The 15,997-nt window shown below is 39.3% G+C and carries 16 protein-coding genes; all 16 read left to right on the top strand.

The genetic code is table 11. The features are described 5' to 3' along the window. The first annotated feature begins 6 nt into the window (after positions 1 to 6). The 16 genes from LPB68_RS05500 to rpoD all read left to right on the top strand — a co-directional run bounded on the left by LPB68_RS05500 (position 7) and on the right by rpoD (position 15,960). The gene (locus LPB68_RS05500) at positions 7 to 432 is read left to right on the top strand and encodes a hypothetical protein (protein WP_068659434.1); all 426 of its coding nucleotides are present in this window, start codon (positions 7 to 9) and stop codon (positions 430 to 432) included. A 355-nt stretch (positions 433 to 787) separates the two neighbouring features. Beyond that, positions 788 to 1,081: a sporulation protein YqfC gene (gene yqfC / locus LPB68_RS05495; RefSeq protein ID WP_068659435.1), complete on the top strand. Its 294-nt coding sequence runs from the start codon at positions 788 to 790 to the stop codon at positions 1,079 to 1,081. Further along, positions 1,078 to 2,271, top strand: a complete 1,194-nt coding sequence (gene yqfD / locus LPB68_RS05490) for a sporulation protein YqfD (RefSeq protein ID WP_068659437.1) — start codon at positions 1,078 to 1,080, stop codon at positions 2,269 to 2,271. The genes yqfC and yqfD overlap by 4 nt, the downstream gene beginning before the upstream one ends. A 6-nt stretch (positions 2,272 to 2,277) precedes the next feature. Beyond that, positions 2,278 to 3,249, top strand: coding sequence for a PhoH family protein (locus LPB68_RS05485; RefSeq protein WP_068659439.1), 972 nt, complete (start codon positions 2,278 to 2,280; stop codon positions 3,247 to 3,249). A gap of 14 nt (positions 3,250 to 3,263) precedes the next feature. Further along, positions 3,264 to 5,525 (top strand): HD family phosphohydrolase, encoded by a 2,262-nt coding sequence (locus LPB68_RS05480; RefSeq protein ID WP_068659440.1) that lies wholly within the window; start codon positions 3,264 to 3,266, stop codon positions 5,523 to 5,525. Between the two features lie 3 nt (positions 5,526 to 5,528). Further along, positions 5,529 to 6,026, top strand: a complete 498-nt coding sequence (ybeY, locus tag LPB68_RS05475) for an rRNA maturation RNase YbeY (RefSeq protein ID WP_068659442.1) — start codon at positions 5,529 to 5,531, stop codon at positions 6,024 to 6,026. Further along, complete coding sequence (locus tag LPB68_RS05470; RefSeq protein WP_068659444.1) at positions 6,026 to 6,394, top strand: diacylglycerol kinase family protein; 369 nt, start codon at positions 6,026 to 6,028, stop codon at positions 6,392 to 6,394. The genes ybeY and LPB68_RS05470 overlap by 1 nt, the downstream gene beginning before the upstream one ends. Before the next feature lie 152 nt (positions 6,395 to 6,546). Next, complete coding sequence (locus tag LPB68_RS05465) at positions 6,547 to 6,957, top strand: cytidine deaminase (protein ID WP_068659446.1); 411 nt, start codon at positions 6,547 to 6,549, stop codon at positions 6,955 to 6,957. Between the two features lie 59 nt (positions 6,958 to 7,016). Continuing rightward, positions 7,017 to 7,913: a GTPase Era gene (gene era / locus LPB68_RS05460; protein WP_068659448.1), complete on the top strand. Its 897-nt coding sequence runs from the start codon at positions 7,017 to 7,019 to the stop codon at positions 7,911 to 7,913. A gap of 105 nt (positions 7,914 to 8,018) precedes the next feature. Continuing rightward, on the top strand, positions 8,019 to 8,168 hold the full coding sequence (locus LPB68_RS22220; RefSeq protein ID WP_082865758.1) for a YqzL family protein: 150 nt from the start codon (positions 8,019 to 8,021) through the stop codon (positions 8,166 to 8,168). A 33-nt stretch (positions 8,169 to 8,201) separates the two neighbouring features. Next, the gene (recO, locus tag LPB68_RS05455) at positions 8,202 to 8,957 is read left to right on the top strand and encodes a DNA repair protein RecO (protein ID WP_068659450.1); all 756 of its coding nucleotides are present in this window, start codon (positions 8,202 to 8,204) and stop codon (positions 8,955 to 8,957) included. 346 nt (positions 8,958 to 9,303) lie between these two features. Continuing rightward, positions 9,304 to 10,191: a glycine--tRNA ligase subunit alpha gene (gene glyQ / locus LPB68_RS05450; protein WP_068659451.1), complete on the top strand. Its 888-nt coding sequence runs from the start codon at positions 9,304 to 9,306 to the stop codon at positions 10,189 to 10,191. After that, the gene (gene glyS / locus LPB68_RS05445) at positions 10,184 to 12,259 is read left to right on the top strand and encodes a glycine--tRNA ligase subunit beta (protein WP_068659452.1); all 2,076 of its coding nucleotides are present in this window, start codon (positions 10,184 to 10,186) and stop codon (positions 12,257 to 12,259) included. Before glyQ ends, glyS begins: the two co-directional genes overlap by 8 nt. 161 nt (positions 12,260 to 12,420) lie before the next feature. Then, positions 12,421 to 12,915, top strand: coding sequence for a YaiI/YqxD family protein (locus LPB68_RS05440; RefSeq protein WP_232510255.1), 495 nt, complete (start codon positions 12,421 to 12,423; stop codon positions 12,913 to 12,915). 41 nt (positions 12,916 to 12,956) lie between these two features. Beyond that, on the top strand, positions 12,957 to 14,777 hold the full coding sequence (gene dnaG, locus LPB68_RS05435; protein ID WP_068659454.1) for a DNA primase: 1,821 nt from the start codon (positions 12,957 to 12,959) through the stop codon (positions 14,775 to 14,777). A gap of 46 nt (positions 14,778 to 14,823) precedes the next feature. Beyond that, positions 14,824 to 15,960 carry an RNA polymerase sigma factor RpoD gene (gene rpoD, locus LPB68_RS05430; RefSeq protein ID WP_068659455.1) on the top strand — a complete coding sequence of 379 codons (1,137 nt, stop codon included), beginning with the start codon at positions 14,824 to 14,826 and terminating at the stop codon, positions 15,958 to 15,960. Positions 15,961 to 15,997 lie beyond the last annotated feature (37 nt).

The raw sequence follows: 15,997 nt of genomic DNA, 5'->3' as shown, positions 1-15,997 counted from the left end.
TATCCCATGGATTATATTTGGCTCTTGGTCGTTGCTTTGGGTGTGATTTCTTCGATTATGAACAAAGGGAAAACTAAATCAAAGGATAACCCAAACAGTATGCCAACGTTTGGCGGAACAGGAGAAGGTTCATTAGATCCTCAACCTAGTAGGGAAAGCGACAATACTAACGAAAGAACTTTGGTGGGAAACCGTACGCAACAACCTTATTCTATGACTGGTGAAGGGATATCTCAAATGAGGGATTATTCAGAACTAGATCATATTTCTAACTCGTCTGTTGATGAGTGGGATGCTTATGCTACCTCTGATGAAGGTGGAAATAAAAATCATTTAACAGAAGTAGCCCAACAAGCTGTGAATGGTGTCATCTGGTCTGAAATATTAGGCCCGCCCCGTTCGAAAAATGCATTCAACAAGCGAAAATTGTAGAGTAATTACAAAAAGAGGATGTTCCAAATGCCATTATAATGGCTGGGGCATCCTCTTTTTTTGTTCATAATTTATGAGGAGAACTCAGTACGTAATAATATAAATGTAAGAATGGATTATAATACAAGCTCAATAGTCCTTTAAATGACTTTTAGACTGTAGAGTGATGGTTGAAGCGGGAATACGCTAAGTCGCCTAAAAGAGGCCCTCTAATCGTTCGAGAGGCATCCCTTGCATGGGTAGTCTAGATAATTTCAATAACCTTTGTAATATATATAATCGCGAGTAATTGGGCTCATAAAAATGGTTATCCTTGCATATCGTTAGAAGGAATAGGAAGGGGGAAGACCTTCGTATGACCCGGATGAGTCGTAAACTTCGTAATTGGACATATGAGAAGCTGGATTTGCCTAAAGACATTGTTTTCAATATGCCACGCATAACGATGGTTGGCAATAAAGAGCTCTTCATCGAGAACCATCTCGGATTGAGACATTTCTCACCAGATAAGCTGATCTTTTCATTGAGTGAGGGATCGCTTGAAATTGAAGGTTCGGAACTTATGATTCGTTCTATTTTACCTCAGGAGGTACTGGTTGAGGGGACTATTATGAATATAAAGTATATAGGAGTGGAGGGAAGTCATTGAAGATTCCAACGTTAATATATTGGCGTGGGTACGTTGAAATAGCTGTTAGGAATGGCCATATGGAATCATTTATTAATGAATTAACACATGCTGGGATATCAGTTTGGGATGTTCAACCATCTTCACTTCAGAGTGCTAATATGAAAATTTTAGTAGAAGATTTCCATGATCTCCGACCCTTATTGCGACGGACAGGCTGCCGTGTGCATGTAATGAGTCGGAGAGGTTTTCCATTTGAATTGGAGAGGTTGAAGAAAAGACGTTTTTTTGCTATTGGATTGATCACTTTCTTCGCTATACTTCTCTTGCTATCATCTCTCGTTTGGGAAGTGAAAGTGATTGGGAACGAGAAGATCTCTAAGGATGATGTATTACTTGTAGCTAAGCAGGGGGGAATATACCCTTTGCAATGGGTTTATCGTGTGAAGCATCTGGACAAGCTCTCACAGCAATTAAATAGACAGTTACCTGGTACTGCATGGGTTGGGGTGAGTCGTCAAGGAACCAAGATTACAATCCAAGTTGTAGAATCAGCTATTCCTGAAGCCCAACCACTGTTAAGCCCAAGGCATTTGATCAGTAGAACAGATGCAGTTATTACAAATATATATGCAGAACAGGGACGACCCATGGTTGCGAAGAATAATAGAGTTAAAAAAGGACAAGTTTTGATTTCTGGATTATTAGGTGATACAGAGAATTCTCAACCCGTTGTTGCTAAAGGGGAGGTGAAGGGATTAGTATGGCATGAATACCTAATTGAAGCACCTCTAGTTCAGAAGAGAAAAGTATACACAGGAGAAAGTAAAGATAAAAGTTATCTTGTTCTTGGTAATCGTGGAATTCAGTTATGGGGGTATGGAAAAGTCTCTTTTGAAAAATATAGTGTTGTTATTGAACAAGATCCGCTCACTTGGAGATCGACTAAGCTGCCTATAGGATGGATGACAGAGCATGTGATGGAAATGGAGGAAAGAAGTGAGGTCATTACTTTAGAAGAAGCAAAAAGGCAAGGATTAGACGGTGCTATTCGTGATATACTAGCAAAATACGGCAGTGATTCTAAGATCATTAGTCGAAAAATTTTGCATGAGAACACAGAGAATGGTAAAGTTTATATGAAGGTACTCTTCGAAGTGGAAGAGTTTATTACAGAGGAACTTCCCATAGTATATAGCCAAGGAGAATGAGGATATTTGTCAGAACATACAAATAGTATAAGAATATCTTTTCAGAATGCTTCAGAAGGACTAGCCGTTTTTGGACCACAGGACATGTTTCTAGAAATGATTGAATCTCAAATTCCCGCAAAAATTGATTCTCGAGAAGCTGAGATTACGATAAGTGGTGGGGACCGCGAAGTTCAAATGCTTCAGCAATTGTTTGATGTGTTACTTCAGTTGGTTCGCAATGGTTATAACCTAACTTCACGAGATATGATGTATGCGATTGAATTAGCAAAAGATTTCAGGGCTGATCAACTTCTTGATTTGTTCAAAGGTGAGATCACAACTACTTATAGAGGAAAGCCTATTCGGGTTAAGACGATAGGACAGAAGCATTATGTAACGACGATTAAGAAACGAGATATTGTGTTTGGAATTGGACCTGCGGGTACAGGTAAGACTTACCTTGCAGTAGTACTAGCTGTTGCTGCCTTAAAAGAAGGTTCAGTAAAACGGATTGTTCTAACTCGACCAGCAGTCGAAGCGGGAGAGAATCTTGGATTTCTACCAGGTGATTTGCAAGAGAAGGTTGACCCATATTTACGTCCACTTTATGATGCGTTGTACGAAGTGATGGGTCCAGATCAGACTGCAAAAGCGCTTGAACGAGGGCTAATTGAGATTGCCCCACTTGCTTATATGCGTGGGCGAACCTTAGAAGATGCTTTTATTATTCTGGATGAAGCGCAAAATACAACGCCAGAGCAAATGAAAATGTTCTTGACTCGTCTTGGATTCGGCTCCAAGATGGTTATAACGGGTGATGTAACTCAAATTGATCTCCCAAGAGGTAAGAAATCAGGATTAATTGAAGCCAATTCCATATTAAGTTCAATTGAGGATATTGGTTTTATCTACTTTACTGAACAAGATGTTGTCCGCCACTCATTAGTACAGAAAATTATAGTTGCCTACGAGCGAGCTGTAGAAAACCAAGGATAGAGGGGATTGACTCTATGGATTCGAAGGAACATTCAACAGGCAAATCATTCTCATATAAGGATATTAGCTACAAGTATAGCGTGTTAGCGCGCTATATTTTGTTTCTGTTTCTAGTAGTATTATTCTATGCTACGCTTGCACCAAAAATTTTACCTGAACGCTATGATATCCGTTTAGGCTCATACAGTGAAAAAGAAATTACGGCCCCAGTACAAATTCCAAACAGCAAGGCGACATTAAATGCACAAGAGAAAGCAGCTGAACAAGTTCAGTCTATTTATAGTATTATTCCAATCCGGAATGAAACGTTAATTGTTCAAATCCTGGATCGAATTGATGGACTCAATCAAGATGATCAAGTGTCCAATCAAGATAAAGTTTCGATCTATCGTCAGGAAATTCCGCAGCGTGCGGAGGATTTTGTAGAAAATTTCGTTAAGAGTAATCGTAACTTAGGAACGTATTCAGACAAACTACTGGATGAAATGATAAAAGTCATTAGTCAGCAGATATATGCTATTCCTGAGGAAACTTTCATAAAAATACCTAGACTTACAAGTGAAGATATACAAGAAATGAAACCTGTCGCAAGAGAAATAGTTTCTAGATTAAGTAACGACCAGATCGTGGATGGTCAGACAGCTAGAGCAAAAGTTGCAGAACTGGTTAGTACAAGCTCGCTAAGAAACAAAATACCACGTGAAATCGTTCAAGAATTAGCACGTGTGACATTGACAGCTAATAAATTTTACGATGAAGAAGCAACTAAGGAAGCACAAGTAGCAGCTCGTGAAAATACAGAAACGGTCTATATCAAACAGGGCGATATTCTTGTGAGTAAGGGACAACTCATAACAGAAGAGTTATATACGTTATTGGATGAGAATAAGCTTCTTAAGAATGAGGTGAATTATTGGCCACAAATCGGCCTTTTAATGTTCTCACTCTTATTGACGCTTGGCTTACACTTGTACATTCGTCAATCCAGTACAAATAAATATAAATATGATAATTCACAATTACTTATGCTTGTATTGATTTTTATTATTACCGTTGTATCTATGAGTCTTGTGAGTATCGTTCAGGATAGTATTCATCCTTACGTAGGTTATTTAGCTCCTGTTGCATTGGGGGCAATTCTAGTAACCTTACTGATGGATTCGTCGTTAGCTTTCTTTTGTGCTATGTTATTCAGCATATTATCTAGCATTATATTAAATGTCACTCAAGGACAAATCTTTGATTTTCATTTTGGATTTTTCACAATGGTTGTTTCATTTGTGGCGATTTCTGTTGTTCATAAGGCAAGTCAACGGTCTACCTTACTAAAAGGGGGGATCATGGTAAGTCTGTTTGGATCCATAACTGTATTTGTTTTGATCCTGATTGATGGAACAGAATGGAGTCAAGTTCAAACACTTTATACGATCGCTTTTGCCTTTATGAGTGGTTTGTTAACATCTGTATTTGTCATAGGGCTGATGCCATTCTTTGAAGTGACATTTGGAATCTTGTCCGCACTGAAACTTGTAGAACTATCTAATCCGAATCACCCTCTACTTCGTAAATTACTTACTGAGACACCAGGGACCTATCATCATAGTGTAATGGTGGGGAACTTATCAGAGGCAGCAGCTGAGGCAATTGGAGCGAATGGTTTATTATGTAGAGTGGGTTCATATTATCATGATATAGGTAAGACGAAGCGTCCTAACTATTTCATCGAGAATCAGAATCATATGGAGAATCCACACGATACTTTGGATCCTAAGATGAGCAAATCCATCATTATTGCACATGCAAGAGATGGTGTGGAAATGTTGAAAACTCATAAGCTACCAAAATTAATTAGAGATATAGCTGAACAACATCACGGTACGACTTTCCTGCATTTTTTCTATCACAAGGCATTAAAGAAAGCTGAGGAACAAGGAGTAGAGCCTGATTTCACAGATCTCGATTTCAGATATCCAGGTCCAAAGGCACAGTCTAAAGAATCAGCTATCGTAGGTATTGCAGATAGTGTGGAAGCGGCCGTTCGTTCCTTGAGGAATCCTACAGTTGAACAAGTAGAGTCAATGATCGAAAAAATAATTAAGGGACGTATGGATGATCATCAATTTAATGATTGTGATCTAACTCTAAAGGAACTGGATATTATTAGTAAGACATTAAAGGAAAGTGTGATGGGTATTTTCCATTCTAGAATTGAATACCCGGAAGAGATTAAAAAAACGACGAATAATCATGACGAAGCAGATAAAAGGGGCGTCTAAAATATGAGTTTACAATTGGCTTGGAGTAACGAGCAAACGGAATACGATATAAAAGATTCTTTAATCACTTTGCTAGAACAAGCACTTCAAAAGGCTGGTGAGATGGAAGGTGTAATCGATGGTGAAGTGGCTCTAACGTTTGTGGATGATGAACAAATTCATGAATTAAATCGAGATTATCGTGGGATTGATCGTCCAACGGATGTACTCTCATTTGCAATGAATGATACCGTTGACGAGGAACTAGAAATAATATATGAATTGGAAGAAGGGGAAGAAATTGAGGGTATTCCAGAAGTATTAGGCGATATCATCATCTCAATCCCCCGAGCGAAATTGCAAAGCGAAGAATATGGTCATTCTTTAGAACGTGAAATAGGTTTTCTATTTGTGCATGGTTTCTTGCATTTACTAGGTTATGATCATCAGGAAAAAGAAGCTGAGGATGAAATGATGGGTAAGCAGGAAGCTGTTTTAGTTAAAGTGGGGTTAACTCGATAATGGCTAAGAAATCCTTCTTATCTTCTTTTGGGTTTGCGGCGGAAGGCATTCGACACGCAATGGCAACACAGAGAAACATGAAGGTGCATGGAATAGTAGCTGTGATTGTTATACTACTTGCTGCTGTTCTAGGCGTTTCGGCTATGAATTGGTTGTTTCTACTGCTGGCTATCACTTTGGTGCTGATGGCTGAAATGTTTAATACAGCTATAGAGGCTGTTGTGGATATGACGTCTATAGATATTCATCCTTTAGCTAAGGCGGCGAAGGATACTGCCGCAGGAGCTGTGTTAGTTACTGCGGCTTTTGCAGTAGTTGTGGGTATTGTTGTATTCTATAAACCCATTGTGGATTTGTTAGGTGGATAGGCGTACATAATAGGGTCATGGGATGTATAGATGCGAGTTTTACGAAGTATATCAAGATGTGTTGCTATAAAAAGCTTAGTATATGCTTTCGACGTGAGTTTTCTCGGAGTATGTCATGAAGTTTATGCTCGAAAACTTTTAGGAGGGTTCATATGGATTCAGCTACATTGTTAAAAGAAGCGATCAAAGCACGTGAAAAGGCATATATTCCATATTCGCATTTTGGTGTAGGGGCTGCATTATTAGATAGTGAAGGCAAAGTACACCATGGATGTAATATTGAGAACGCTGCTTATGGACCTACCAACTGTGCTGAACGTACAGCAATGTTTCGAGCGATTGCCGATGGACATCAAGCTCGTAGCTTTAAAGCAATGGCCGTTGTAGGAGATACGGGAGGTCCAATTGCACCTTGTGGTGTATGCCGTCAAGTAATGATAGAATTGTGTGACCCCGATATGTTAGTCATTCTTGGTAATCTAAAGGGTGATGTTCTTGAAACAACGGTGAGTGAATTACTTCCGGGATATTTCGGACCATCAGATTTAGAAAACGTTAAGTAAGTAAAATATTTGAAATGAATTGTGATAGAGGGAAGATCTTTTAGGAGGGCAATAAGGATATGGCAAAATTTAAATCAGGTTTCGTAGGAATCGTGGGAAGACCAAATGTAGGTAAATCAACATTAATGAATCAGGTAATCGGCCAGAAAATTGCCATCATGTCGGATAAGCCACAAACGACTCGTAATAAAATACATGGTGTATATACAACAGAGAAAATACAAATCGTATTTCTTGATACGCCAGGGATTCATAAACGCCAGTCTAAGCTCGGGGACTTGATGAACCAAACAGCTTTGAATACATTAGGTGAAGTTGAAGCTGTGTGTTTCCTTGTAGATGCTTCTGAAGGAATGGGTGGCGGGGACCGATACATTGTTGAACAATTAAAGAATGTTCGAACTCCGATTATTCTTGTACTTAATAAGATTGATCGAATAGAGCCAGAAGCATTGTTGCCTCTTATTGAAGGATATCGTAAGCTCTATGATTTTGCTGAGATTATTCCTGTATCTGCTAAGAATGGTAATAATGTTAGCACTTTACTTGAGCAGTTGGAGAAATATTTACCTGAAGGGCCACAATATTATCCAGCAGATCAGATTACAGATCACCCTGAGCAATTTGTCTGTTCTGAACTTATACGAGAAAAAATCCTTAAGCTAACAAGAGAAGAGGTTCCTCATTCTATCGCTGTTACAATTGAGGATATGCAGGTACGAGAAAATGGAACAGTGCATATTTCAGCAGTGATTTTTGTTGAAAGAAGCTCTCAGAAGGGCATTATTATTGGTAAGCAAGGTGCGCTATTGAAAGAGATTGGACAATTGGCTAGACATGATATTCAGAATTTATTAGGGTCCAAAATTTTCCTTGAATTATGGGTAAAAGTTAAAAAAGATTGGCGCAATCAGGATCGCGTTCTTCGAGATCTTGGCTACCATCGTGAAAGTTAACGCTCTGATATAGGTTGGCAGGAATTGCAACACATATTAGATTAAACATCGTACATCCTAACTTAGAAGATGCAGACGCATTTCCTAAGGAAAGGATGAATACGAATGCGAGATTTTTCGTGGAAGTATTTTGCGATGACTGGAGATGTTGATGCTTATTTGTTATTTAAAGAAGCAGCTAATACAACAAATTCAGTGTTGATCACTTCAGATGTCATGGTGGATGAGATGGTTGATTATGATGAGAACGAATGAGAAATTGCTCCGGGAATGGTTGGGGGAAGAAGCATGCTTTACAGGGTGGAAGGGATTGTCATCCGCAGCATGGACTACGGTGAAGGGAACAAAATCATTACGCTTTGCACCGAAAATGCGGGGAAAATAGGTGTTCTTGTTCGAGGGGCAAAGAAAGTAAAGAGCCGACATGCTGCTTTGACGCAACTGTTTACATTAGGAGAATATGTTTTCTTTAGAAATGGTACTGGATTAGGCACTTTGAATGCAGGTGAAATTTCGCAATCTCATTTCCGTTTGCGTGGAGATCTCTACTTGGCTGCATATGCCTCATATGCTTGTGAACTTCTAGATCGTATTCTTCAAGATGAAGAGACAGGCAGTTTCTGGTTCCAACAGTTAAAGGCCTGTCTTGCAGCATTGGAAGAGGGGAAAGACCCTGGAATTGTACTAAATTTATATGAAATGAAAATACTACAAACCGCCGGTTATGGCCCAGAATTAGATGTATGCATTTCATGTGGGTCTGAGCGCAGTGATGAAGATCTTCTCATTAGCCCTCGGTTAGGAGGAGTTTTGTGCAAACACTGCCGTCATTTAGACCCACCAGCTATAAAAATATATCCGCGATCGCTAAAAATGTTGCGTATATTTGCACAACTTGACCTAAGGCAACTAGGTAATATTACGGTTAGGGAAGAAACTAAAGTTGAATTGAAAAAGGTCATGAGGGGTTTTATAGATATGCAACTTGGTATTAATCTAAAATCTAGAAATTTCCTGGATCAGATGGAGAAGTATGACATTTGACGAATGCTACAAAATCCATTAGTATATATTAAGATTATAATGAAAAGTAACATGCATTGATCGAGATAATTACGATATTTCCTCTGAAATGATCAGCGAGCTGGGGACGGTGTAAGCCTAGTGGAAGAAAATCGTAAATTGGCAACTCGGGAGCATGAAATGAATAATAAAAGTGGATTGTGTTGTAAGTATTTGATTTAACAGCGCAATCAAGTAGGGTGGAACCGCGGGAATATAAACTCTCGTCCCTATGTCTGTACAGCAGACGTAGGCACGAGGGTTTTTTGCTGTTCAGATCTGATGAATGATTGTGAAATTAGTGGGAATTTGAAAGGAGCGAGGCAAAATGAATTTTCAACAGATGATTCTTACGCTACAGCAGTTCTGGGCTGATCAGAATTGTATTATTGTCCAGCCATATGATACCGAAAAAGGTGCGGGTACGATGAACCCTATGACTTATTTACATTCTATTGGTCCAGAACCATGGAATGTAGCCTATGTAGAGCCTTCACGTCGCCCTGCGGATGGTCGTTATGGGGAGAATCCTAACCGACTTTACCAGCATCATCAGTTCCAAGTTATTCTAAAACCATCACCTGATAATATTCAAGAAATTTATTTGGAAAGCTTACGTCGATTGGGTATTGATCCTTTACTGCATGATATTAGATTCGTGGAAGACAACTGGGAAGCACCAACTTTAGGAGCATGGGGTCTTGGTTGGGAAGTGTGGCTTGATGGTATGGAGGTTACGCAGTTTACGTACTTCCAACAAGTTGGAGGTATTGATGCAAGTCCGGTCGCTGTGGAAATTACATATGGTATGGAGCGACTCGCTTCTTATATTCAGGATAAAGAGAATGTTTTTGATCTTGAATGGGTCAACGGAATTACGTATGGAGATGTATTCCATCAAGCAGAATTTGAACATTCTAAATACACATTTGAAGTGTCTAATGTCCAAATGTTATTCACTTTATTTAATATGTACGAAGAAGAAGCTAATAAGGCAATGGAGCAAAATTTGGTGTTCCCAGCTTATGATTATGTACTGAAATGCTCACATACATTTAACCTGCTTGATGCACGTGGAGCGATAAGTGTAACTGAACGTACAGGTTATATTATGCGTGTTAGAAACTTGGCACGCCAAGTGGCTGCTACGTATTTAGAAGAACGTGAAAGACTAGGCTTCCCACTCTGTAAGAAAGGAGACGATAACCGTGACTAAAGAGCTATTATTTGAAATTGGATTAGAAGAAATACCTGCACGATTCATTCGTTCTGCTGTAGATCAGTTAAAGGAACGTATGATGAATTGGTTGGATCAATCGAGAATATCGCATGGTTCAGTACATGCTTATGCAACACCACGTCGGTTAGCCGTTTTAGTTGAAGATGTGTCTGAGAAACAAGAAGATATTGAAGAAGTAGTAAAAGGACCTTCCCGTAAAATAGCTAAAGATGCTAATGGTGAATGGAGTAAAGCAGCTTTAGGTTTTGCTCGAAGTCAAGGAGTTGATCCTGAACAATTTACTTTTCAAGAGCTTAATGGGGTTGAATATATCTATGTGACGAAGAGTAGTTTAGGTGTGGAAACTTCAAGTATTCTAGCGGATGCCTTATTAAGTATCTTATCTTCGATGACATTTCCTAAAAATATGCGTTGGAGTAACTACGAATTTAAATTTGTTAGACCTATACGTTGGATGATAGCGTTATTCGGTAATGAAGTGATAGACATGGAAATAACAGGAGTGAAATCTGGGAATATAACACGTGGTCATCGATTCTTAGGTGATGAAGCAGTAGTATCAGATCCTTCAGTATATTTAGAGATTCTTCGTAATCAGTCTGTTATTGCCGATATTGATGAGCGTAAAGAGATGATAGTAAATCAGATAGAGGCACTTGCTAATGAGAAGCAATGGAAAATTGCCGTAAAAGATGAACTTCTAGAAGAAGTTTTATTCCTAGTCGAGACACCTACTGTATTATTTGGAACCTTTGAACCTACATTTCTAGAAATCCCACAAGAAGTGTTGATTACTTCAATGAGGGAGCATCAACGTTATTTCCCAGTATTGAATGAACAAGATCAATTGCTACCATTCTTTGTAACCGTACGTAATGGGAATAATACATCCTTGGATGTGATTTCGAAAGGTAATGAAAAGGTACTACGGGCTCGTTTGTCTGATGCGGATTTCTTCTACAAAGAAGATCAGAAGCTTCATATTAAGGATGCCTTGATGAAGCTTGAAAATATCGTATTCCATGATGAGCTAGGTACGATTGCAGATAAAGTTCGTCGTATCCGTCGTATTGCTGATGGATTGTCTTCTAAATTACAGGTATCTCAGGATAATGAAGATTCCATTAGCCGTGCCGCTGAAATCTGTAAATTCGATCTAGTCACGCAAATGGTCTATGAATTCCCTGAATTACAAGGCGTGATGGGTGAAGATTATGCGCGTAGAGCTGGTGAGAAAGAAGATGTTGCTAAGGCAGTATTCCAACATTATCAACCTCGATTCGCCGGAGATGATACGCCAGCAACTCTAGTAGGTTCTATCGTTAGTATTGCTGACAAAATCGATACAATTATTGGGTGTTTCTCGATTGGGATTAATCCAACTGGATCACAAGATCCATATGCTTTACGTCGTCAAGCACAAGGGATTGTTCAAATTATGCTTGCCCAAAAGCTGCCTATAACATTATCGGAACTAATAAACATCGCGCTTGATGTTCATGAGAGTCTCCGTAAATTGAAACTTTCTTCTGATGAAATACGTAAAGCAGTTATTGAGTTCTTTGAACTCCGCGTGAAAAAGATTCTTTCGGAAAATTTACGTTATGATGTAGTAGATGCCGTCATTACAGCGGATTTCGATGATATAGCTTCCGTAGTCTCACGAGGTGAAGCACTAATGGACGCAGTGAGCAATCAGCAAGATTTCAAGACGACAGTAGAGTCATTTAACCGTGTTAGTAATCTTGGAAGTAAAGCTGAGCAACAGATGATTAACGAGTCTCTTTTCCAAGAGGTAGGGGAGAAAGAGTTATATACAGCTTGGAAATCAATTGTGGCAGCTTATCAAGATGCATTAGAACTTAGAGATGGTTCTAAGTCATTGCAGTTGTTAGGAGAAATCCGCAATGAAATTACCACATTCTTCGACACTGTCATGGTTATGGCAGAAGATGAACAAATCAGAAACAATCGTTTAGCACTTCTTGCTGCGATAGATCAAGATCTTAAAAAATTTGCGGACTTCACAAAAATAGTGTGGTAATGATCATATAATTGGGTAAATATATACGGAACAACCTTTTACTCAAGAGTAGAAGGATATGTTCCGTATATAGCTCTTTTAGAACTAGAAATTATTTACAAGTGGTTACTAAGAAGGATTTTTGCTATAACAACGCGTATATACTATTTAAGAATTAAATTTTGGGTAGAATAGGTGATATTCTGACTGCTAAGATAAAATGTCACATTGTCGTCGATGGAGATGCTTGTCCTGTTAAACAAGAAATTGCTGTTACTGCACGCCGTTTTTCTATTCCCGTTATTATGGTCTCATCTTATGATCATTTCATTCGAGAAGAAGAGGGTGTTACTGCTGTACAAGTTGACCGCAGTGATCAGAGTGCGGATATTTACATTGCTAATCACATTAGTCGTGGAGATGTTGTAGTAACGCAAGATTATGGTCTAGCAGCACTTGCTTTAGCTAAAGGTTGTTATGCTATCTCAAACCGTGGATTACAATATGGGGATCATGATATTGAATTAATGTTAGATCGTAGGCATCATCAGGCGAAGGCTAGGAGAATGGGTAAACATTCTAAAGGGCCTAAACCAATTACAGCAGAAGACAAGATTTTTTTTCAACACAATTTGACAAGAATTTTAGAAGGTTTGCAGGAGAACGTCCAACCATAGCGAATAATATTTACGTGCTAAAAGAGATGAAGGTGGTAAAGATGAGTGCCGGACAAGGAAACATTCCGGAAAAAGTGATCGACTCCGTATTGGAGCACAATGATATCGTCGATACAGTTGGTAAATACGTTCATCTTACGAAGCAAGGCAAGTATATGAAGGGGTTATGTCCGTTTCATTCCGAGAAAACTCCGTCATTTACTGTAACACCGGAAAAACAAATTTTCTATTGCTATGGTTGCGGCAAAGGTGGAAATGCCATCAAATTCACGATGGAAATCGAAGGACTATCCTTCCCTGAAGCTGTTAAGGTCATGGCAGAAGAAAGTAATATTGAGATGCCGGAAGTACAAGGGTCAGCAGTTATCTCAGTTAACCCAGAGAGAGAGAGACTGTTACAAGCATACGAATGGTCATCCAAATTTTTTCATTATTTGCTTAAGAATACGGAACATGGTAAACCCGCAATGGATTATTTACGTTCGCGGGGATTTAATGACAAGACGATTGATCAATTCCAAATGGGTTATGCACCTGATTCATGGAATACTTTGGTGCAGTTTCTAACTAAACGTTCTTTTGATCTTGAGGAAATGGAGAAGGGTGGATTATTATCCCCTCGTAGTGATGGCACTGGTTATATTGATCGTTTTCGTGATCGAGTCATTTTTCCAATCAACGATAAGAATGGACGAGTTATTGCATTTGCTGGTCGAGTGCTCGGAGATGCACAGCCAAAATATCTGAACTCACCTGAAAGTAAGCTATTTAACAAGAGTCGAACATTGTACAATCTACACCAGGCTAAAAGTGCTATACGTAAATTACGGCAAATCGTCCTCTTTGAAGGTTATGGAGATGTTATTGCAGCATGGGAAGCAGGGGTACACAACGGTGTGGCAACGATGGGTACTTCCTTAACGGAAGGTCATATTGCGATGATGAAAACGATGGCCGATGAAATATTGATATGTTTCGATGGTGACCGAGCTGGACAATCGTCAGCAATGAAGAATATTCCATTGCTTGAGAGTGCGGGAATAAGGATTAGAATTGCAGTGTTAAGTGATGGGCTTGATCCTGATGATTTCGTACGTAAATATGGTTCGGAAAGATTTATGAGTCAAATAATTGACGGTGCTGTATCAACTACAAAATTTAAACTTATATATCTGAAAAAAAACCATATACTGCTAGAAGAAGATGGGAAAATCGCTTATATGAAGGAAGTCCTTCCGATTATCGCAGCTCTACCATCTTCGACAGAAAGGGAAGTGTATCTGAGGGAATTATCATCAGAACACCAACTCTCTTACGAAAGTCTCAAGCAAGATTGCAATCTGATTCGCCAGACAATGCAAAAAAACATATCAGATGGGGATAATTTTGAACTTGGGTGGAATAATGGTAGGCATAAAAAAGAGAAGGTTTCTGCTCCAACTTTACTACCCGCATACCATACTGCGGAGCGTCGACTTTTATCACTTATGCTCCAAGATGTTGAAGTTGCACAATATGTAGGTGAACGGCTCGGAGAGGCTTTTAATATTGATGATCATGCAGCTATAGCTGCTTATCTATATGCCTATTATGCACAGGGTAAACACCCGGATATAAGTCGGTTTATTTCATCCCTTCATGATGATCGATTAGAGAAAACATTAAGTTCTATCTCCATGATGGATACACCCCAAGAATGGAATGTTCAGGTTCTGGATGATTACATTCGAGAAATTCATAAAGTCCCACAGCAACTACAAATAGAACTGAAAAAAGAAGAGATGATAAGCGCAGAACGTTCAGGTGATTTTTTACGTGCGGCACAAATAGCAAGTGAGATTATAGCCCTAGAGAGACAGTGAATGATCGTTATGGTTTGATTGTTTCTAGGGAGGAGGGAGTCGAATTATGGCGAATGATCAACGTACTGAAATAGAGACAGAATTGACACTTGATCAAGTAAAAGATCAATTGGTTGAACAAGGTAAAAAAAGATCGACGTTGAATATGAAAGAGATTATGGAGAAATTATCACCCTTTGACCAAGATCCGGAGCAAATGGAAGAATTCTATGAACATTTGAGTGATCTAGAGATTGAAGTGGTTAATGAGAATGATGAAGAGGAATCAAATAGTTTACGTCCTAATGATGACTCTGAAGAACAACATGGGGAAGAAATTCACTTTGTAGATGATCTATCGTTACCTCCGGGGATTAAGATCAATGATCCAGTTCGCATGTACTTAAAGGAAATTGGACGTGTTCAGTTATTGTCAGCTGAAGATGAAGTCCAATTAGCTAAACGTATTGAGAACGGTGATGAAGAAGCTAAGAGACGTCTAGCAGAAGCTAACCTGCGGCTTGTAGTCAGTATAGCGAAGCGGTATGTTGGACGGGGGATGCTCTTTCTTGATTTGATTCAAGAAGGAAACATGGGACTTATCAAAGCCGTAGAGAAGTTCGATCACGGAAAGGGTTTTAAATTTAGTACTTATGCTACTTGGTGGATACGCCAGGCTATTACACGCGCGATTGCTGACCAAGCGCGGACGATTCGTATTCCAGTTCATATGGTGGAAACCATTAACAAACTGATTCGTGTATCTCGTCAACTGTTGCAAGAATTAGGACGTGAACCAGCTCCAGAAGAAATTGCAGCTGAAATGGAATTAAGTGTTGAGAAGGTTCGTGAGATTATGAAGATTGCTCAAGAGCCGGTTTCCCTTGAAACACCGATTGGTGAAGAAGACGATTCTCACCTTGGAGATTTCATAGAGGATCAGGAAGCTTTGGCGCCTGCCGATGCTGCTGCGTATGAACTTCTCAAAGAGCAATTAGAAGATGTGCTAGACACTCTAACAGAGCGGGAAGAGAATGTCCTACGGTTGCGTTTCGGCCTGGACGATGGTAGAACAAGAACACTCGAAGAAGTTGGTAAAGTTTTCGGTGTAACTCGTGAACGGATTCGTCAGATCGAAGCCAAGGCACTTCGTAAATTACGCCATCCAAGTCGTAGTAAAAGGCTGAAGGACTTTCTGGAATAAAACGGTTGATTGGACCTTCTGTAGCTTATTTGGCTCA

Origin of the sequence: Paenibacillus crassostreae (genome assembly GCF_001857945.1) — a bacterium.
In the GTDB taxonomy this organism is placed as follows: Bacteria; Bacillota; Bacilli; order Paenibacillales; family Paenibacillaceae; genus Paenibacillus_AQ; species Paenibacillus_AQ crassostreae.
Note: the sequence above shows the minus strand (reverse complement) of the source record. Positions and strands in the feature narration are given on the sequence as shown.

Excerpts from the sequence above, each read along its gene's own strand:
- rpoD (WP_068659455.1), top strand. The coding sequence starts at position 14,824 with ATGGCGAATGATCAACGTACTGAAATAGAGACAGAATTGACACTTGAT.
- ybeY (WP_068659442.1), top strand. The coding sequence starts at position 5,529 with ATGAGTTTACAATTGGCTTGGAGTAACGAGCAAACGGAATACGATATA.
- glyQ (WP_068659451.1), top strand. The coding sequence starts at position 9,304 with ATGAATTTTCAACAGATGATTCTTACGCTACAGCAGTTCTGGGCTGAT.
- LPB68_RS22220 (WP_082865758.1), top strand. The coding sequence starts at position 8,019 with ATGCGAGATTTTTCGTGGAAGTATTTTGCGATGACTGGAGATGTTGAT.
- recO (WP_068659450.1), top strand. The coding sequence starts at position 8,202 with ATGCTTTACAGGGTGGAAGGGATTGTCATCCGCAGCATGGACTACGGT.
- dnaG (WP_068659454.1), top strand. The coding sequence starts at position 12,957 with ATGAGTGCCGGACAAGGAAACATTCCGGAAAAAGTGATCGACTCCGTA.
- LPB68_RS05470 (WP_068659444.1), top strand. The coding sequence starts at position 6,026 with ATGGCTAAGAAATCCTTCTTATCTTCTTTTGGGTTTGCGGCGGAAGGC.
- LPB68_RS05480 (WP_068659440.1), top strand. The coding sequence starts at position 3,264 with ATGGATTCGAAGGAACATTCAACAGGCAAATCATTCTCATATAAGGAT.
- era (WP_068659448.1), top strand. The coding sequence starts at position 7,017 with ATGGCAAAATTTAAATCAGGTTTCGTAGGAATCGTGGGAAGACCAAAT.
- LPB68_RS05465 (WP_068659446.1), top strand. The coding sequence starts at position 6,547 with ATGGATTCAGCTACATTGTTAAAAGAAGCGATCAAAGCACGTGAAAAG.
- LPB68_RS05500 (WP_068659434.1), top strand. The coding sequence starts at position 7 with ATGGATTATATTTGGCTCTTGGTCGTTGCTTTGGGTGTGATTTCTTCG.
- yqfC (WP_068659435.1), top strand. The coding sequence starts at position 788 with ATGACCCGGATGAGTCGTAAACTTCGTAATTGGACATATGAGAAGCTG.